This window comes from Marinomonas aquiplantarum, assembly GCF_003314975.1.
Lineage (GTDB): Bacteria > Pseudomonadota > Gammaproteobacteria > Pseudomonadales > Marinomonadaceae > Marinomonas > Marinomonas aquiplantarum.
On the sequence record NZ_QNRF01000001.1, the window covers coordinates 94,298 to 113,180 of the forward strand.

Genomic DNA, 18,883 nt, shown 5'->3' on the forward strand with positions numbered 1-18,883 from the left:
TACCAAATCATGCTGGGGTATTTTCGCAAGCAGTCCATCATACTCGATATGATATTGTCATCCGTCCTGTTGCCATCTTGGCAAAAGCTAACGGTCTACCTTCTTGTGTCCATCGGCATTAGCCTATATGCCCATCATGCTCTCTACCTATACCAAGAACAACGCTCCCTGCAAAATTACTTGGAAGGGGTCATTGACCGTACTAAGCAATCCGTTTTCCAAATGCGTACCAGTCTAAATTTGGCCATGACCAATGACCAAATAGCTTGTTCCGAAGACGACCTCAATAGCTTACGAGAGACTCTGTTAAAATACACTTATGTTGAAGATCTAGGACGCATTTCAGCCGACCATAAACTTCTGTGTTCTGCCTTATGGGGAACCTTTACGTCCCCGCTTGAACTTCCCGCTCAAGGCCATCAAGACAGTCATTTCAGCCTTAGTTGGCCCGACACAACAGGACTTTTCGTCACAGGTCTGCAGCGAGCCGTGTTCAGCTCTGGCGATGCTTTTGTGGTTCCCTCTCCAGCCACCTTTGCTGATTTAACTCGTTACGCTCGTAAAACAGGCAGCGTACTGTATTATTCAAACGAACAGCATATTTATCAGACCTTCGATGACATCACATTTGAAGAAGCGCAAAAAGCCATGTCTTACTCAAAAGATAATGTGCCATTGTTCCCTACTGCGAATAACCTACTAACATTAACAATCTGTCCTGCTGGTTTTAGCTTTTGTGCCGCAGCAATCGATAAACAAACGGGCTATTTCGACATGAGTGTTAAGCAGTGGCTTTGGTCTATTCTTGTTGGGGTATTCTTTGGGTTGTTTACTGCGTTTAGCTGGGCCATTTTTAAATCTAACCGACGCTCGTTGATCTACCGTTTAAAATACGCTTTAAAGAACGACTTGATCTATTCACTTTACCAACCCAAAGTGCAGTTAAACACAGGTAAAATCATTGGTGTTGAAGCACTCGCACGTTGGCAGGACCAAGAACTGGGCACCGTTACACCGGATAAATTCATTGCTTGTGCGGAACAAAATAAACTCATCACGTCTCTGACTCAACAGCTTGTGGTGAAAAATTTGGACGACATGCACCGCTATTTGCAAGCTGACTCAGAATTTACTTTGAGCATCAACTTATCCATCCAGGACCTTTCCAATCAAAGTTTTCTGCATTTCATTGAAAAACAAATAAAAAACAGAGGCATTAACCCTGAACAAATCATTTTTGAGGTGACCGAACGCTCAGCGGCGCAAAATGATGTATTAAAACAAGCAACTAAGCGTTTTATTCGTAAAGGTTATCAAATTTCACTGGATGATTTTGGTACGGGCTTTTCAAATCTGTCTTGGTTAACTGCCTTTGAACCGAATGAAATCAAAATTGATAGAATGTTCATTCAATCCATTGGCACACAAACCGTCAATCAAATCACTTTAGACAGTATTTTTCAGTTGGTCAGAAACTTGAATGTAAAGCTTGTTTTTGAAGGCATTGAATCACTTGAGGAAGTGGATTATTTAACGCAACACACACCAAACGCCATCGGACAAGGCTGGTTGTATTCTAAAGCAGTCGACGCTAAAACAATTGGTAAACAGCTGAAAAATCAGCCATTTACCTCTTCGGCTTTTTTGGCTCATAACGTGGATTGAGCTTTTTTAAAAATCCAGATTGTCTAAATCATCAATGATCTTATTGGCACCTTGTTTGACCTTTGAGGAGTGTTCAATAGCCTCACTCAATTGAGCTAAAGCATCATCTAGATCTTGCAATAACGCCAAATAGGATGTGTGAATATCGGCCAAGTCTGGTTCAGCAGTTTTCGACATGGCGTCTGATAACTGACGACCTTTTGCCAATACTTGCTGCATAACTCTTTCCGCTTGCTGTGTTGCCTGAGTTACTTCTTCTGTTCTGTCAGCCAAGGTACAAGCACCTTGTTGCAAGGCTTCAAAAGCACGATAGAAGTGCTCGAAACTGTCACCAACTAGATTAAGCAAACTGCCTTTCGGAAACCTTTTTTGGGTGAAATAGTGAACGCCATCGCGCTCGACTTTTTTCAGCAGAGCAAGAGCTCGATTCGGGTCCTCACCTAATACGCCAATCGTGTTTCGATACACCCACCACAAGACACACACAATCAGTAAAAAAGACGACAACGCGAGCGCAATGACAAGGTAAGTATATTGACTTAAGGTTTCATCTAACTCGTCCATATAAACGCCAATGCCGATCATCCATCGCCAATCCGGCAATAGGGTCATACCATTGACTTTCACATACAAAGCATTAGAAGTGGCTTTACGGCTTTCCCCAACATTAAACAGAAAGGTATGTTCATTTAAGTCACCGATATACTTAGCATAAGAAGGCTGAAAAACACCAACAACCGAGTCTTTAACATGCACCCTAGCAATGCCATTGGCATCGTTTGCCCAAACATAGTAGTTGTCGAATCGCATCGTTGAGAAAAGTGCTTCAACTTTTTCTTCTGCCTCTTCACGCGTTAATGTTTGGTTCTTTTCTTGTTCTATGTAATGACTCGCCTGATTCACCGTAAATTTTAAAATTGACTGAATTTCATGTTTTCGAGCATCAATCAGGCTTTCTTTTAAGGTATGAATGGACAAATATGACAAGCCAACAATCACGAAAAACACAACCAAGACAATCAAATTGAATTTACTGGAAAGCTTCATACATTCTCTCTCTGTGTACTATTGGCTAATTCCACTATACGATGCTTGAACGCAAATTAATTGTTTTTTTATGTAGTTCATTCTCTCGTCATATCGAAGTTTTAAGCACATAAAAATGATGATGACTCGCCTTCTTAAATAGACAAGCAAATAAAATCGCTTATAAATCCAAAACAGAGGGTGGCACCAAGCTTTTATCCACTAATTGCATTAACAGACCTCGGCTTCGCTCTCGCAGAGCGTCACGTAATAACCGCACCGCTGGTGTAATAGATTGTCGACTTGGGCAAATCAACCATAATTCACCTTGCTCAATTTGATAATCTTGCATCAATGGCAGCAAACGCCCTGCTAATAAATCCTCTGCGATATCTAAACCAGATTTCACCGCCAATCCCTTACCCGCTAAACACCAGCGCCTTACCATGTCACCATCATTGGCGGACCGAGCCGCTTTAGGCTTCGCTTTAAAATGTTTACCACCATCGGAAAACACCCAGGTGTCATTCAAGATATCTTGCAATTGGTAAAACAAACCGCTGAATTGAGACAGCTCATCAGGGTGAGTTGGCACACCATACTGCTCAACATACTGCGGACTGGCGACTAAAAAACGAGGTACATTACAGATTTTAAAGCCATATAAGTTAGCATCTGTAGGCTCTCCATAACGTAACGCCATATCCAGTGCATCACGGTAAAAATCAATATTGCTATCGCTAATATGTGCCCGCAACGCTACCTTAGGGTGTTGTTGTATAATGTCATCGATCCAAGGCAGGGCGAGGTTCCTTCCTAGATCCGACGATACCGCGATGCGCACTTCGCCATGGATGCTATCCGTCTCTTGATACATGCTTTGTTTGGCCTGATCCAGCATCGCCAAGGCTTCCTGACATTGCGGTAAATAACGCTCACCAGCGCTAGACAACCTTAAATGTCGCGTTGTCCTAACAAACAATTCACTGCCTAACTGAGCTTCGACCCGTTTGACGGCCGCACTGGCTGTAGCTACCTGCATATCAAGGTGTGTTGCCGCCGCGGTGATACTGCGAAACTCTGCAACCTTAATTACCACCAATAAATCGTCTAGCTGCATTATCTAATCTCAATATTGTAAAAAATGTTTATTATCAAATATTATTTGACAATAATTCAAACCATAGCCGCTTTTTCCCCTCTCTGACAAGCCCTACCATAGCACCATCTTTTGTTGACCCAGTCCCAATTTACGGAGAACACACATGTCACATGAAATCATTAAAGACTTAGAAGCACGCTACACCACCAAACAATACGATGCGGAAAAACGCATTTCAGCGGACGATTTGGCCGTTATCTACGAAAGTCTTCGCCTATCAGCGTCTTCCATTAACTCACAACCATGGAAGTTTGTTGTGATCGAAAGCGATGCTGCCAAACAACGTTTCCATGACACCTTTGCCAACAAATTCCAATTTAATCAGAAACACGCCAAAACCGCGTCTCACATTATTTTGTTTGCACACAAAACCCATTACAGCCGTGATGATTACGCCAAAGTGATTGATCAGGACGTTAAAATAGGTCGTACCCCTGAGGAAAATCGCGAACAAGCTTTTGGCGCGTTTGCCTTTGTTGATATGAACACAGATGAACAAGGTAACAATGCCGCTTGGACTAAAGCACAAACCTACATTGCTTTTGGTAATACCTTGCACACCTTAGCGCGTCTTGGTATCGACTCTACGCCGATGGAAGGTGTGGATCACGAACTAATCAGTGAATTGTTTGCCGACGAACTAGAAGGTTACCAATGTGACGTTGCCCTCGCCATGGGCTACCGTGATGAAACAAACGACTACAACGCGCCTTTGCCAAAATCACGCCTAGCCGCTGAAGACGTTGTCACAGTGCTATAAGCAAAGCAAGATTCCGTTCCCTTTTTAAAGCAGGCCAACAGGGCCTGCTTTTTTTTGAGACTAAATTTTCACACTTAACAAGCCTTCGATTACTTCTCTAAGCTGCTGTTGGATAAAGGGTAATTTACTTTTATCCAAGTGATATTCGTTTTGCTGAGCGGCATTTTCATCTAGGTAAGTGGCTTGAGACAGCTCCAGCTGAATGGCGTGAATGCCTTCTGCTGGCTGGCCAAATTGGCGAGTGATGTAACCCCCCTTGAATCGACCATTGAGTACTTGGGTGTAATTTGGTCGTAAGATTTGCGTGAGCATACTCGGCAGAGCCATATCACAAGACTCACCATTGTTGGTGCCCCAGTTAAAGTCCGGCAATTGTCCTTCAAACAACATAGGCACTTCGGCGGCAATGCTGTGAGCATCAAACAAAATGGCATAACCAAACTTGTCTTTCAGGCGAGCTAACTCTTTGGCAATGGTATCGTGATAAGGGCGCCAGATTTGCTCTTTGCACGCTTGGCGATGCGCTTCTGAGGGCGTTTTCCCTGCTTCAAAAACAGCTTGATCAACAAATAAAATATCAGGAAACAATCCCGTGGTTTTGGTCTCATAAAGCGGCTTGTCGTCGTAAGGGCGATTCAAATCAATTACATAACGTGAATAGTTGGCTTTAATGCAACCAACGCCCAAATCAGCCAGATTGCCGTATAGCTCTGGAATAAACCAATCCGTATCCGGCAGTTTAGCGGCCAAATCCGTCAACCCCGCTGCCACTTCTGGGGTTACATTGAGACCCGAATGGGGCATGCTAACCAATAATGGAGAATCTCCTTGAGTAAACTCGAACGGAGACTCAATAGAAGGCACAGATTCACTCATGATGTTAATTTCCCCTGCTGAATGCGCTGTTTCAATAACTGACCGCCCAACCAATAGCACAGCTCGCCTGGGCTTTCCACATCCCAGCACACAAAGTCCGCCGTTTTGCCAACCGCTAAAGAGCCGTGTGTCTCTTCGATACCAAGGGCTTTTGCCGCATGAGTCGTGGCACCGGCCAAGGCTTCTTCTGGCGTTAAAGCAAACAAGGTACAGGCCATGTTCATCATCAAACGTAACGATAACGCAGGTGACGTACCTGGGTTCGCATCAGTGGCAATGGCCATCGGCACCTGATATTGACGTAACCAATCAATCGGTGGCTTTTGCGTTTCTTTTAAGGTGAAAAACGCCCCCGGCAACAAAACCGCCACTGTGCCTGACTCGGCCATGGCTTGGACATCTGCCTCTTCAATGAACTCAATGTGATCCGCAGACAACGCCTGAAACTTAGCCGCCATGCGAGTACCACCTTGTGAAGTAAGCTGCTCCGCGTGAATTTTGACGGGCAACCCCAAAGCTTTGGCTTTTTCAAAATAACGTGACACCTGCTCAGTACTGAAAGCAATGCCTTCACAAAAAGCGTCCACCGCATCCGCTAACCCTAGGTCAGCTATTTGCGGTAAAACCTCTTCGCACAAATAGTCTATGTAAGCGTCTTTGTCAGCAAACTCTGGTGGCATAGCGTGAGCCGCCAGACAAGTCCGTTTCACCTGTATCGGTAGCAGCTCTTCTAACTGAGCAGCTACTCGTAGCATTTTGAGTTCGCTTTGCAGAGACAAACCATAGCCAGATTTGATTTCGACCGTGGTCACACCGTCTTGAATAAGACTGCTCAAACGGCGTTTGGCTGACGCCAATAAGCTCGCTTCACTGGCCTCACGGGTTGCCTTCACAGAGGCGGCAATGCCGCCACCTTGTTTAGCAATGTCTTGATAGCTGACACCGTTCAAACGCTGCTCAAATTCCCCCGCACGATTGCCACCAAACACCAAGTGCGTGTGACAATCAATCAGACCTGGTGTGACCCAACCACCCGCAAAGTCATGCTCCTGCTGAGCCTCATAAGCTGGCAGTTTGCTCATGTCATCAAGCCACACAATGCGACCGCCACGAACACCAATAGCAGCGTTTTCAATCACTGAATAGAGCCCATCTTGCATGGTCGCCACATGAGCGCCGTACCAAAGACTGTCTAGAATCAAGGGACGATCAGAGTGCCCCGTTGCATGAGTCATAGGGTCTCCTTTAGGCCACACTTGGCAATAAAGCAGATGGCATCGCCCCATTGTGAGCCGCTTCTTTTAGCAACTCATTGGCCTTAGCAATGTCTGGAGCAAAATAACGATCTTTGTCGTAAAACGGCACTCGAGCACGCAATGTCGCGCGAGCCTGTTCTAATTTTTCGGTTGATTTCAACGGTGCACGAAAATCCAGACCTTGTACGGCAGACAGAATTTCAACCGCCAAAATACCACGCGTGTTTTCCGCCATGTCTTTCAGACGGCGAGCGGCGAACGTCGCCATAGACACATGGTCTTCTTGGTTTGCCGAGGTAGGTAAACTGTCTACTGAGGCAGGGTGAGCATAGGTTTTGTTTTCACTGGCCAAGGCCGCTGCCGTCACTTGTGCGATCATGAAGCCTGAGTTCACACCACCATTGTCTACCAAGAAAGGCGGCAATTTACTCAAATTACTGTCGATCAGTAGCGCCATACGACGCTCAGACAAACTGCCGATTTCAGCGATTGCTAAGGCCAGATTATCGGCCGCCATGGCCACAGGTTCCGCGTGGAAATTACCACCAGAAATGATGTCGCCTTCGGCAGCAAACACCAAAGGATTATCCGATACGGAGTTGGCTTCCACGCATAGGGTTTTGGCGGCGTTACGAATTTGTTCTAAACACGCCCCCATTACTTGTGGCTGACAACGCAATGAATAAGGATCTTGCACCTTCTCACAGCCCTGATGCGAATCACCCAATTCACTGCTGTCACCCAATAAATGGCGATAAGCGGCGGCGGCATCCATTTGAGTCTGATGGCCACGAACTTCATGAATACGCGCATCAAAAGGACTACGACTGCCCAATGCAGCTTCTACCGATAGAGCGCCACAGGTGACAGCGGACGCAAACAAATCTTCTGCTTCAAACAAGCCTTCTAATGCAAAGGCCGTCGACGCTTGCGTGCCATTCAGTAGTGCCAAACCTTCTTTTGGCGCTAGGGTAATGGGCGACAATCCTGCCACTGCCAAAGCTGCTTGACCTGAAATGACCTCACCACGGTAACGGGCTTGACCTTCGCCCAGTAAGATCGTGCTCATGTGCGCCAACGGTGCCAAATCACCCGATGCGCCAACAGAGCCTTTTTTCGGAATACATGGATACACTTCTTTATTGATCAAGGTAATCAAGGCTTCGATAACTTGCAAACGGATACCAGAAAAGCCACGAGCCAGACTGTTGACCTTCAAGGTCATGATCAGCTTCACCGTGCTGTCATCCATTAACTCACCAATGCCGGCCGCATGGGATAAGACAATACTGCGTTGCAGTTCTTCCAAATCATCTGGGGCGATACGAGTATTCGCCAGTAGACCGAATCCCGTATTAATACCGTAGACCGTTCTGTCTTCGGCAATGACATCATTCACCACTTGCGTGCTGGCATGAATGGCGGGGATAGCTTGTTCATCTAAACTCAGTTGAACTGACTGGCGGCTAATTTGGCGTAGCTCATGAAGGCTCAATTGACCTGGCTTTATTTTTAATTCAAACATGATGTTCCTCAATCTGTATTATCGGTTTTTCATCTGCGTCTCCATATCGAAACACCTGTTATCACAGGTTCTTAGCCGCAAATAAAAAACCATACGAGCAAGAGGCTCGCCCTTACTCGGTGTCTGTTTGTGTGTTATTACTTGCCAGTGATCATTGGCAGATTTAAGTTTTGTTCTTTGGCACAATCGATCGCGATATCGTAACCCGCATCCGCATGTCGCATCACGCCCGTTGCTGGGTCATTGGTCAATACACGGGCGATTCGAGCAGCAGCGTCGTCACTGCCATCACACACAATCACCATGCCTGAGTGTTGGGAAAAGCCCATGCCGACACCACCACCATGATGCAAAGACACCCAAGTGGCACCCGAAGCCGTATTCAACATGGCGTTCAATAAAGGCCAATCCGATACCGCATCCGAACCATCTTGCATGCCTTCGGTTTCACGGTTGGGACTAGACACAGAACCGGAATCAAGATGATCTCGACCAATCACAATCGGCGCTGACAATTCGCCTGATCTGACCATTTCATTAAAGGCCAAGCCTAACTTAGCGCGCTGCCCAAGACCAACCCAACAAATACGCGCAGGCAAACCTTGGAATTGAATGCGTTCACGGGCCATGTCTAACCAGTGATGCAAATGCGCGTCATCTGGAATCAGCTCTTTTACTTTAGCATCGGTTTTGTAAATGTCTTCTGGGTCACCTGACAAAGCGGCCCAACGGAAAGGACCAATGCCACGACAAAATAGCGGACGAATGTAAGCTGGCACAAAGCCTGGGAAATCAAAGGCATTATCGACCCCTTCTTCCATCGCCATCTGACGAATATTGTTACCATAATCAAAGGTCGGAATGCCCATTTTCTGGAACGCGAGCATGGCTTCAACGTGTTTCGCCATCGATTGTTTAGCGGCTTTCACCACAGCCTGTGGCTCAGTTTGTGACTTTTCGCGATACGTTTCCCAACTCATACCCAGAGGCAAATAGCCATTTAATGGATCATGAGCTGAGGTTTGGTCAGTGACCATATCTGGACGAATACCACGCTTTACCATTTCCGGTAAAATCTCGGCGGCATTGCCACACAAAGCAATGGAAACGGCTTGGCCAGCTTCTGTGTACTTTTTAATGCGCGCTAACGCGTCTTCTAGGTCTGTCGCTTGCTCATCCACATAACGAGTACGCAAACGGAAATCGATACGACTTTGCTGACATTCAATGTTCAATGAACAAGCACCCGCCAAGGTCGCGGCCAAGGGTTGTGCGCCACCCATGCCACCTAAACCTGCGGTTAACACCCAACGACCGGTCAAGTCGCCATCATAATGCTGACGTCCCGCCTCAACAAACGTCTCATACGTTCCTTGCACTATGCCTTGGCTACCAATGTAGATCCACGAACCTGCGGTCATTTGACCGTACATAGCCAAACCTTTGGCATCTAATTCGTTAAAGTGTTCCCAGTTCGCCCAGTGAGGCACTAGGTTAGAGTTGGCAATCAACACTCGCGGCGCATTTGAATGGGTCTTAAATACCCCGACAGGCTTACCCGATTGTACCAATAGGGTTTCGTCTTCTTCCAAATTCGTTAATGACTCAACAATTTTGTCATAACATTCCCAATCCCGCGCTGCACGACCAATACCGCCATACACGACAAGCTCTTCTGGGTTTTCAGCAACATCCGGATCAAGGTTATTCATGAGCATGCGCATAGGCGCTTCGGTCAACCAGGACTTTGCCGTGAGTTTTGTTCCTGTTGCGGCTTTTACTACGCCAGCTCGGTAACGTTTATGAGGAGTATTAGAATGAGCCATGTTAATCACCTTTTGGTCATTTTAGTCATTTGACTTTTTAAATGTATATACAACTTAAAGCAAAGATAGTGAGTTCGTTTTTAAGATGCAAGTAATTTTTCCAGAAAAACAGCGAAAATATGCACATAAATAGGTGCATTAAAAACCCAAAACCAGACAAACCAAATAAAACCAGTGACATATCAAGAGGATAAAAACCATCAAGGATTAATGAAAAAATAACAACTTGTATATACAATATTTTTTGATTTAAACTTGATGGATTGACATTTACTGGACGAAAAACAATGCATGACTCTCAACCAATCCAACATTTTTTTGCCAAACAGGCCTTGTTACAAACTGGCTGGGCTGAAAACGTGCTGTTTACCGTTCAGGAGGGTCACTTTTTGTCCATCACAGCAAACAGTCAGGCGACAGCAGACAGCATCCTCTTGTCTGGACCTGTCTTACCCAGCATGCCAAATTTGCATTCCCACGCTTTTCAGCGGGTCATGGCGGGCATGGCGGAAGTCTGCTTGAACCCTAATGACAGTTTTTGGAGTTGGCGTGATTTGATGTACAAGATCGTGCAAAAACTCTCACCTGAGGACGCAAGAATCATCGCCAGCCAGCTGTATATCGACATGCTAAAAGCCGGTTACACACAAGTGGGGGAATTTCATTATTTGCATCATGATCTCGGTGGACAGCCTTATTCCGACCCTGCCGAAATGTCGAAACAGATACTGGCCGCTGCGGACGAGTCCGGCATAGGACTCACTTTACTGCCCGTCCTCTATGCTCACTCCGGCTTTGGAGGACAAGAACCAAATGCTGGACAGGCACGCTTTGTTCATTCCACCGAAGACTACCTCGCGCTTTTTCAACAATGTGAACACAGCTTAAAACCACACGCTTTGCATCAATTGGGCATCTGCTTTCATTCATTGAGAGCCGTCACCAAAGAGCAAATACAACAGGTTCTGCCTGCATTGGATTCACACTACCCCATTCATATCCACATTGCCGAGCAACAAAAAGAAGTGAATGACAGCTTGGCATGGAGTGGTCAACGGCCGGTTGAATGGCTGCACAATGAAATCGGTTTTAACGAACGCTGGTGCTTAGTCCACGCCACTCATCTAAACCATGACGAACTCACTGCGATCGCTCAGCAGGGTGCCGTTGCAGGATTATGCCCGACCACTGAAGCGAATTTAGGGGATGGTATTTTCCCCGCCACAGCGTTTGAACAAGCCAATGGACGTTGGGGCATTGGCTCAGACAGTCATGTCAGCTTGTCACTGGTGGAAGAACTACGCGTATTGGAGTACAGCCAACGATTACGCGATCAGCAGCGCAATCGACTTTATCGTCAACAGGAAAACCGAGTTGGTGACCACCTCTACCAACAAGCTTTGCTGGGCGGCAATCAAGCGTGTCATGTGTCTTTGGGCTTACAAGCCAAACACCGCGCAGATTTTATTGTGCTCGATCCAAACTCGCCCTTTGTGGCCGCCAGTCAACCAAAAGACTTGATCAACCGTTGGCTATTCGCCACTAACGAAAACCTAATCAAGGATGTGTTTGTGGCGGGACAACACACCATTAAGAACTTTCATCATGAACAAGAAGAACAACACAAAGCTGACTTTATCAAAGTCATTAAAAAGGTGATTTACGATGCTGAATGACACGTCGATCTTCGCGATCCTACAACAAGCCGATTACCCAATCGTGCCGTGGAAAAATGGTTTAGGGCACACCCGAGACATTGCCAGTCTATCGGATGAACAAGGTTTACGATACCGCATCAGTCAAGCGTCTGTGGTAGAGAATGGTTTATTCTCAGACTTTCGTGGTTTACACCGAACACTGGTGCTGCTTTCGGGTCATGGACTCGCCATGACACATCAGAATGAGCAAGGTATGCAGCACGTTCAGTTGTCTAACCGATTAGAGATGGCGCACTTTTCAGGCGGTGACCAAACCTTTGCGTCACTCACAGAAGGTCCGATTGAAGATGTGAACATAATGACCAGGGAAGTCGACACTAAGGCCAAAGTCAGCGCACTGCATGCGCCCACGAAGCTATCGTTTGATCCCATTCAGTCAAATACGTTACTGCACGCTATTTACTGTGCTGAGGAGTGTGAACTGTATGATGCTCACACGGATCACTTCCATGCTATTCCCGCTCACTGTTTTATCTCTCTCGTCGATATTGAAAAGGCCTCAAAAGCCCTCAATAAAAAGCGCTTTAACTTGCTCAAAGGTCGAGTCATTCAGATCCACATCATCAAATCGTCAGAGCAAGCACGACCTTCATGAATCCCCAGCGTCACTAACGTCCGAAATGACCAAACAATTGGAATCGAGATCCTGGATGAAGTAAACGTGCAACCGTGACAATGTCTTCTCCAGACCAAGTACGGCGTTTAATTTGCAAACAAGGCTCTTGCGGTGACACTTGCAAGCGCTGACACTCTTCCTGATTAGGCAAAATGGCTTCCACCAAATGTTCGCCTTCCGTCATGGGTGCCACGCTCATCAAATATTCATAAGAAGTGTGTGTTGAAAAGTCTTGCTGATCATAGTCCGGCGCCAAACTGGCGTTGACGATGCGCTCTTCGATTTGAATGGGTAAATCATTTTCAAAGTGCAAAACAACGGAACGAAAAATGGGATGATTGGTTCGAACCCCTAAGCTAACGGCTTCTTCCACACTGGCTTTGGCCGATTCCAACACCAAGAGTTCAGACTGATGCTGATGACCCCGAGCAGCAATTTCTTCGGCGATATTATGTACTTCAAATAACGCCGAATGCGCTTTCTTCTCCGCCACAAAGGTCCCCAGACCTTGGTGACGTACTAAGAAGCCTTCTGCCGTCAATTCACGCAACGCACGATTCACCGTCATACGGCTCACGCCCAAGGCTTTGACCACTTCCAGTTCCGACGGAACACGCTGATTCACTGACCATTCACCAGAGGTAATCTTTAGCACAATCGCCTGTTTTAACTTGGCGTATATTGGCTGCGATACATCAGGCAGATCATCAAACAGATTCGCGACATTGATTGTAGTTGGCTCAGACACAAGGCGTTCCAGTTAGCACATGAATGTGTGCAAATTATACCGTTAGTCAACCAAAACAAACAATTACAACAACATTATATTGGCATCATCCACAGAGCTGCTAACCATGATAATCCCATTAACAAGGAGAAAATCACGCCCCATCTCGGAGTGGTTGCCGATAATCCTGCTTGTTTCTTGCGACCACGAACCATAGCGTCAATGAGTCGCTCTTTTAAATGCACCTCATGATAAAGCACGGCCAAAATATGCACCGCCACCAGCCCCAATAACCAATTGGGCAAAAAACGATGTATTGACGCTAAAAAGCTCGCCACCTCTTCGGACACTAAGCCATTAAAAGGCCCAAACCAGAAGATATCATCACTGCTAAAGAGCCCGGTTCCCCATTGCACAGATAACACCGTCAGTAATGTCACCACCATCAAAGCGCCTAATGGATTGTGACCAAGATAAGGCTTTGGTTGCCCTTGCAATAAGGATTTAGCGAATTGCCACACCCGCTTTGGCCCTCTTACAAATTGTTGAAATAAGGCATAACGAGAACCAAAAAAACCGTATAACACCCGAGCGATAATGACGCTTGATAAGCCATAACCAAAGTAGAAGTGGTACTGAAGGTAATCTTCTTCTGCCTTCCCTGTGATGATCAAGCCCGTAAATAACACCACCATTAACCAATGACTTAGTCGTACTGGCCAATCCCAAACCAATGTTGATTTCATTTTCATCCCCTGCCCGTTTTGAAAATCCCATCTTTATATTTGTAAAACAATTAGATTAAGGAAGGTACGAATAAGTCTACTAAGCCTGCATTCTTCGTTGAGCACCTCGACAATAGGCCAACTATTCACATTCGGCGCTCGCCTCGAATAACAGGCTTTTATCCAAATGCTGAGGCAAGAGAGCTTGTTCACACCTTCCTTAAACACTATGCTACAAAAGTCACCTTAGGAAAATCCCCGCATGACCTATTGTCAAAAGCGAGGGATCAAACCAATGATGACCACCATGCTTTAACCATCAGTTTTTAACCAACGCGCTGTCACTAAAACGTGTTTGAAACGAAAAGTAGGCTGAAGTTCAATATGATTTTATTCGTGCTTGTTGTCGTGTGTTTAGGGCTATTACTGACCTTCTATGCCAATGCCTTTAAGGGGCGTTTTTTCAAACGCCATCATTTGTTGGTGGACTTAGACCTAGAAACGGTTAACGAGCACCTACAAGACCTTAATAACTGGACAGATTGGTTGCCTTGGCTGCTGTTTGAAAAACAAGCGAAGATAGATTTTGAATACGCCAACCCATTATCCCCCTTGCCATCTTGTTTAGTCTGGCGAGGGAATTTGATCAAGCAAGGTTCGGTGTCTTTAGAAGCCTCTCGGCCTAATGCTCAGTATTACCACACTCTGGTTGAAGCCCCCGCTTTTTACCCTTGTGATTTTCACTTCAACTTAGACCTAACAAAACAAAAACACGGCACCCTAATCAGCTTTCAAGTAACTGGAAAATTGCCTTTTTTTAAGCGCTGGCAACAGGGTGATTATGGAATTCGAGCGGATAAAGACGCGGAATTGGCTATGTTGTTGCTCAATGCCGTCCTGCAGACAAAAATGCTGGACGACAACCACGATGTGATGCCCTTTGAATTCTTAGCGAACACTCAACTCGACAATTTGGATGCCGTCACACGACCATTTACTGTCAATCACCAACCCATGTCACAAAAAATGGATCAAGGGTTTCATGATTTAATAACCACCTTAGGGCCAGAAAACCCACCAGCCGGTCCCAGCTTTGCGTTATACCGACAAGTCGACTTAGCCAATCATGTCTTTATTGGCCGTTTGGGCATTCCCGTACAAAACATGACGCCTTGTGAACTCTGCCCTGAGCGCATTGTGTTACCCGGTGACTATTTGGCCTTACGCTACACTGGACGTTATCAGCACTTGTCTGTGGCTTGGCATGTACTCTACCAATTTATGCGACTGCATAAGCTCAAGCCTCATCGTCGCCGCGAAGGCATCGAAATTTTTGAAGTCGGTCCTGCGCATGCTGAACAACCTAAGCACTATGTCACTCGCATTTGCTTGCCAATTAAAACATTGGCCTGAGGCTCATTTTATGGGACAGTTTGAGCTCCATGTTGTTTTATTCGGTTAAAAATCATTATGTCAAAATCGCCTACATTCCTTGCCCTTATCGACAGTTTGGTTCGCATCCTGCTGACCATCATCATTTTTTATACTGTGAACTATTTTTTTGCCGTTGAAAACACACTCATTCTGGCGCTCGTTTCAGTGGTCATTGCCCATGTGGTTTTTCGAAGCTTCCTCGGCTTATTACGTCGTCAAAAACCACCACACGAAGCAGACTCAGAATAACAGTAAAACCAATACCCCCTGATCAGCACGACATAGGCTCAATGGATGAATCACCTTGTCGTTTAGATTCATTCGACAAGAGTTAGCTATGAACACACTATACCCACAACACCTTTCTACTCTTATGCAGCGCTATGAGAATGCCATGGCGCACTTTGAGTTAGACGCAATTGTCATTGCATCAGGGCACAAAACCTATTATTTCCAAGACGATCACTGTCATCCCTTTCACGGCTATTCAGGGGCACAACAATGGCTGCCGTTTGACATAGGTGCAGACACCTTCCTGATTATCCAACCTGGGCAAAAACCTACTTTAGTCTGGCCAGTTCGGGACGATTTCTGGCATGCCCCTAATCCCATACCTGAAGGAGAATGGCAGAATCATTGGCATATTACTCCTACACGTCGTGACGATAAATGGTGGCAAAGTCTGCCTAAGCAATCCGCTTGGCTTGGACCAAAGCCAGACATAGAAAAATGGGACATTGCCTCTTGTGATGGCTTAAACGCCTACGTCGATTTTGCCAAAGCAGTAAAAACACCGTTCGAAATCCAAGCGCTACAACGAGCCAGCCAAGCCGCCGTCCATGGTCACCTTGCGGCCAAGCAGGCGTTTTTGGCAGGCAGCAGCGAATTAGATATACACCTGGCATTTTTATCAGCGAGTCAACAGACTTCGGCTCAAGAGCCTTACCCTGGTATTGTGGGATTAAACGAGCATGCCGCCGTTTTGCACTATGAACACAAAGCCAGTCATGCCATACCGAACTCTCGTACCCTACTGATTGATGCCGGTGCCAGCTGTCATGGCTATGCCAGTGACATTACCCGCACCTATACTCGTCACCACGACGATTTCTCCGCTCTGATTACAGGGCTAGATACCTTAGAACAAAGCCTATGCCAGCAAGCCGTAACTGGGGTGGCATTTCGAGACTTGCACCAATCCTGTTTAATCGGTGTGGCGCAGCTGCTGAACGACCATAAAATCTGTTCATTAGGCATTGAAGAGCAACTTGAAAAACACATTCCGCAAGTTTTCTTTCCTCACGGTTTGGGGCATTTATTAGGTCTGCAAGTACACGATGTGGGAGGTCATCAAGTTGATACATCAGGACAGCTGAGTTTGCCTGATGATCAGGCTCCCTTTCTACGACTCACTCGAACCTTAGAAGAGGACATGGTCATTACCATAGAACCCGGTCTGTATTTCATTCCTATGCTAATCGAGAAGATGCAAGCCAACGTCGCTCACCATGGTTGTGATTTAGAACGCATCCAACACTTTATGCCTTACGGCGGTATCCGTATCGAGGATAATCTGCAGATCAAATCTGAGTCATCGATCAATTTAACTCGTGACGCTTTTCACGCAGCCGACTCTGACTAATGCAAAGAACAACGTCCCGTTACAAGAGAACAAACAGAAAGACGTGATCTAGACTTTCGTTTAAATACGGCTTCCGTCCATCCTGTTCTCCATATTAAGAGGGGGAAAATGGTTTTTTTCGTGTCGAAATGCCATTTTTCCCAATGTAGCCTATGACGAATCCTCTCTAAAATGAGTAAAATATGGCACTTGATAGTGCCTTTTCACGTTCACTACTCATTAAGCTAAATAATCGACTTATCCGATTATCTATTCGTTCTAATACATAAAATTATAATAATATTTTGACCTTAGTTGATGTGCTTAACTAAGGCTAACCGGAGACAGCATGAAAAAAACAACAATAGCACTACTAGCCGCTATATCATTCTCATCAACTGCCAGTGTCGCAGCCTATCCAGATAAAGACATCCAAGGTGTCATCATGTGGGGAGCCGGTGGCTCAACGGATACCGTCATGCGCTCTGTCGCACCTTATGCAGAAGAAGCATTGGGCACAGACCTCATCCTAACCAACAAAAGTGGTGGTGTTGGCGCGATTTCAATGAAATACGTGAATAAGAAAAAAGCCGATGGCTACACCTTGCTAATGGGGGCTGAAAACCCTCAAATGCACAAAGTGCTTGGTCTATCAAATATCGACTACAGCGACATGGTGCCGCTGGCCATTCTTGCCCGCGGTGTCCCTATGATGGTGGCAAGAAACGATGCGCCTTATAACACTATGCAAGAGTTTATCGATTACGTAAAAGCTCACCCTGGTGAAGTGAAAATCGGCTCCACAGGGAAAGGTGGCTTGCCTTCCATCATCATGGCGATGATTGATTCGCAAGTAAAACTGGATTACATCAATATTCCATACAAGGGCGACGGCCCAGCTTTAACCGCCCTTCAAGGCAACGCAATCGATGTCATGCCTGCAGTATTGGGGGCGACAAAAGAGCAAATCAAAGCGGGTCGTATGAAAGCCATCGGTCTGATCGATAATCAAGCAAACCCTATGCTGCCTAACGTGGCTCCGATCACGGACACACTTCCAGGCCTAAACAGCTACCTTCCTTGGGGGCCTTTCTTTGGTGTTTTCGTTCGTAAAGGTACGCCTGATGAAGCGGTTAATAAATTAACCAGTGCTTTCTCAACGGCTGGAGAAAGAGAGGAATTTACGTCTATGATGTCTAATCGCGGTTACTCTGTGATGAACATTTCTGGACAAGAAGCGGTCGACTTCCTAGACACTTACCGCTCAGTGTCATCATGGTTGGTTTACAAAGCGGGCGTTGGCAAATTCTCTCCTGAGAAGTTCGGCATCCAAAAACCGTAACAAGCGATTGTTCATCGCTATCACTCAAGAGGCATCCTTTTTAATAAGCGATGCCTCTTCTCAATTCTGTTTTATCTGGAGAAGTCATGTCCAGTCATGAACCTACCCCTAAAACACGTAAACCGGGTGAGCGTCTTTTCACTTTTTTATTGGTCATCGGCAGTGTGTACTTGTTTTGGCAGGCGTATCAGATTGCAGGTTTCAGTGATCTAAGCTCGGCGGGCGCATTTCCCATGGCAACAGCTGCGACGATGATTTTAGCCGCCTGTTTTATCTTCGTGAATACGTTAAAACGGCCTACCAGCCAAAATACGTCTTTCTTCACTCACTGTTTTCCGCCTATCGTGGCAATGATCATGGCGTTGATCTTAGTCTATGCTGTGGTACTAGAAAGCCTTGGTTTTATACTGTCTAGTTTTGTTTTTTTATTTATCACCATTCAATTTCTCTATCGTCGCAGAATGTTAACGACATTGGCCATCAGCCTCTTCTCCCTAATCATGGTTTACATTGTGTTTCGTCTCATTTTTCAAGTTGTGCTGCCTGAAGGCATCGTACCTGAACGCGATATCATCGCCTCAATAACCGCCTTATGGAGATAGTC

General features: G+C 45.9%; 17 protein-coding genes. 9 read left to right on the forward strand and 8 right to left on the reverse strand.

Going from position 1 to position 18,883, the window contains the following annotated elements; translation table 11 throughout:
- Positions 1-9 precede the first annotated feature (9 nt).
- Positions 10-1,665 (forward strand): EAL domain-containing protein, encoded by a 1,656-nt coding sequence (locus tag DFP76_RS00450; RefSeq protein WP_113872722.1) that lies wholly within the window; start codon positions 10-12, stop codon positions 1,663-1,665.
- A gap of 6 nt (positions 1,666-1,671) precedes the next feature.
- Here DFP76_RS00450 and DFP76_RS00455 read toward each other — a convergent pair whose 3' ends face one another.
- The gene (locus DFP76_RS00455; protein WP_113872723.1) at positions 1,672-2,712 is read right to left on the reverse strand and encodes a cache domain-containing protein; all 1,041 of its coding nucleotides are present in this window, start codon (positions 2,710-2,712) and stop codon (positions 1,672-1,674) included.
- Between the two features lie 160 nt (positions 2,713-2,872).
- Positions 2,873-3,811 carry a LysR family transcriptional regulator gene (locus DFP76_RS00460; RefSeq protein WP_113872724.1) on the reverse strand — a complete coding sequence of 313 codons (939 nt, stop codon included), beginning with the start codon at positions 3,809-3,811 and terminating at the stop codon, positions 2,873-2,875.
- Between the two features lie 145 nt (positions 3,812-3,956).
- Here DFP76_RS00460 and DFP76_RS00465 point away from each other — a divergent pair, with 145 nt between their 5' ends.
- Positions 3,957-4,613, forward strand: coding sequence for a nitroreductase family protein (locus DFP76_RS00465; RefSeq protein ID WP_113872725.1), 657 nt, complete (start codon positions 3,957-3,959; stop codon positions 4,611-4,613).
- 60 nt (positions 4,614-4,673) lie between these two features.
- Here the strand turns inward: DFP76_RS00465 and hutG are convergent, their stop codons facing one another.
- The 4 genes from hutG to hutU form a co-directional block, all read right to left on the reverse strand.
- A complete protein-coding gene (gene hutG / locus DFP76_RS00470) occupies positions 4,674-5,489 on the reverse strand; it encodes an N-formylglutamate deformylase (protein WP_113872726.1) in 816 nt (271 codons plus the stop codon).
- On the reverse strand, positions 5,486-6,724 hold the full coding sequence (hutI, locus tag DFP76_RS00475) for an imidazolonepropionase (protein WP_113872727.1): 1,239 nt from the start codon (positions 6,722-6,724) through the stop codon (positions 5,486-5,488). Before hutI ends, hutG begins: the two co-directional genes overlap by 4 nt.
- A gap of 10 nt (positions 6,725-6,734) precedes the next feature.
- Entirely contained in the window at positions 6,735-8,270 is a 1,536-nt protein-coding gene (gene hutH, locus DFP76_RS00480) for a histidine ammonia-lyase (RefSeq protein ID WP_113872728.1), read from the reverse strand.
- Between the two features lie 137 nt (positions 8,271-8,407).
- Complete coding sequence (hutU, locus tag DFP76_RS00485; RefSeq protein WP_113872729.1) at positions 8,408-10,096, reverse strand: urocanate hydratase; 1,689 nt, start codon at positions 10,094-10,096, stop codon at positions 8,408-8,410.
- A gap of 287 nt (positions 10,097-10,383) precedes the next feature.
- Between hutU and DFP76_RS00490 the strand changes: the two genes are divergently transcribed.
- Complete coding sequence (locus DFP76_RS00490) at positions 10,384-11,772, forward strand: formimidoylglutamate deiminase (protein WP_113872730.1); 1,389 nt, start codon at positions 10,384-10,386, stop codon at positions 11,770-11,772.
- On the forward strand, positions 11,762-12,409 hold the full coding sequence (locus DFP76_RS00495) for a HutD/Ves family protein (protein WP_113872731.1): 648 nt from the start codon (positions 11,762-11,764) through the stop codon (positions 12,407-12,409). Before DFP76_RS00490 ends, DFP76_RS00495 begins: the two co-directional genes overlap by 11 nt.
- Before the next feature lie 13 nt (positions 12,410-12,422).
- On the opposite strand, the gene hutC is transcribed toward DFP76_RS00495, so the two are convergent.
- Both hutC and DFP76_RS00505 read right to left on the reverse strand, forming a co-directional pair.
- Positions 12,423-13,178: a histidine utilization transcriptional repressor HutC gene (hutC, locus tag DFP76_RS00500; protein WP_220150966.1), complete on the reverse strand. Its 756-nt coding sequence runs from the start codon at positions 13,176-13,178 to the stop codon at positions 12,423-12,425.
- Between the two features lie 74 nt (positions 13,179-13,252).
- Positions 13,253-13,903: a cytochrome b/b6 domain-containing protein gene (locus DFP76_RS00505; RefSeq protein ID WP_113872732.1), complete on the reverse strand. Its 651-nt coding sequence runs from the start codon at positions 13,901-13,903 to the stop codon at positions 13,253-13,255.
- Positions 13,904-14,266: 363 nt separating this feature from the next.
- Between DFP76_RS00505 and DFP76_RS00510 the strand changes: the two genes are divergently transcribed.
- The 5 genes from DFP76_RS00510 to DFP76_RS00530 all read left to right on the forward strand — a co-directional run bounded on the left by DFP76_RS00510 (position 14,267) and on the right by DFP76_RS00530 (position 18,881).
- On the forward strand, positions 14,267-15,295 hold the full coding sequence (locus DFP76_RS00510; protein WP_113872733.1) for an AraC family transcriptional regulator: 1,029 nt from the start codon (positions 14,267-14,269) through the stop codon (positions 15,293-15,295).
- Between the two features lie 57 nt (positions 15,296-15,352).
- Complete coding sequence (locus DFP76_RS00515) at positions 15,353-15,565, forward strand: hypothetical protein (RefSeq protein ID WP_113872734.1); 213 nt, start codon at positions 15,353-15,355, stop codon at positions 15,563-15,565.
- 88 nt (positions 15,566-15,653) lie between these two features.
- Positions 15,654-16,958, forward strand: coding sequence for a Xaa-Pro dipeptidase (gene pepQ, locus DFP76_RS00520; RefSeq protein ID WP_113872735.1), 1,305 nt, complete (start codon positions 15,654-15,656; stop codon positions 16,956-16,958).
- A gap of 328 nt (positions 16,959-17,286) precedes the next feature.
- Entirely contained in the window at positions 17,287-18,279 is a 993-nt protein-coding gene (locus DFP76_RS00525; RefSeq protein WP_113872736.1) for a tripartite tricarboxylate transporter substrate binding protein, read from the forward strand.
- Positions 18,280-18,365: 86 nt separating this feature from the next.
- Positions 18,366-18,881 (forward strand): tripartite tricarboxylate transporter TctB family protein, encoded by a 516-nt coding sequence (locus DFP76_RS00530; protein ID WP_113872737.1) that lies wholly within the window; start codon positions 18,366-18,368, stop codon positions 18,879-18,881.
- The last annotated feature ends 2 nt before the right edge of the window (positions 18,882-18,883 follow it).

Coding starts and splice junctions, on each gene's coding strand:
- DFP76_RS00450 (WP_113872722.1), top strand. CDS start 10: ATGCTGGGGTATTTTCGCAAGCAGTCCATCATACTCGATATGATATTG.
- DFP76_RS00455 (WP_113872723.1), bottom strand. CDS start 2,712: ATGAAGCTTTCCAGTAAATTCAATTTGATTGTCTTGGTTGTGTTTTTC.
- DFP76_RS00460 (WP_113872724.1), bottom strand. CDS start 3,811: ATGCAGCTAGACGATTTATTGGTGGTAATTAAGGTTGCAGAGTTTCGC.
- DFP76_RS00465 (WP_113872725.1), top strand. CDS start 3,957: ATGTCACATGAAATCATTAAAGACTTAGAAGCACGCTACACCACCAAA.
- hutG (WP_113872726.1), bottom strand. CDS start 5,489: ATGAGTGAATCTGTGCCTTCTATTGAGTCTCCGTTCGAGTTTACTCAA.
- hutI (WP_113872727.1), bottom strand. CDS start 6,724: ATGACTCATGCAACGGGGCACTCTGATCGTCCCTTGATTCTAGACAGT.
- hutH (WP_113872728.1), bottom strand. CDS start 8,270: ATGTTTGAATTAAAAATAAAGCCAGGTCAATTGAGCCTTCATGAGCTA.
- hutU (WP_113872729.1), bottom strand. CDS start 10,096: ATGGCTCATTCTAATACTCCTCATAAACGTTACCGAGCTGGCGTAGTA.
- DFP76_RS00490 (WP_113872730.1), top strand. CDS start 10,384: ATGCATGACTCTCAACCAATCCAACATTTTTTTGCCAAACAGGCCTTG.
- DFP76_RS00495 (WP_113872731.1), top strand. CDS start 11,762: ATGCTGAATGACACGTCGATCTTCGCGATCCTACAACAAGCCGATTAC.
- DFP76_RS00505 (WP_113872732.1), bottom strand. CDS start 13,903: ATGAAATCAACATTGGTTTGGGATTGGCCAGTACGACTAAGTCATTGG.
- DFP76_RS00510 (WP_113872733.1), top strand. CDS start 14,267: ATGATTTTATTCGTGCTTGTTGTCGTGTGTTTAGGGCTATTACTGACC.
- DFP76_RS00515 (WP_113872734.1), top strand. CDS start 15,353: ATGTCAAAATCGCCTACATTCCTTGCCCTTATCGACAGTTTGGTTCGC.
- pepQ (WP_113872735.1), top strand. CDS start 15,654: ATGAACACACTATACCCACAACACCTTTCTACTCTTATGCAGCGCTAT.
- DFP76_RS00525 (WP_113872736.1), top strand. CDS start 17,287: ATGAAAAAAACAACAATAGCACTACTAGCCGCTATATCATTCTCATCA.
- DFP76_RS00530 (WP_113872737.1), top strand. CDS start 18,366: ATGTCCAGTCATGAACCTACCCCTAAAACACGTAAACCGGGTGAGCGT.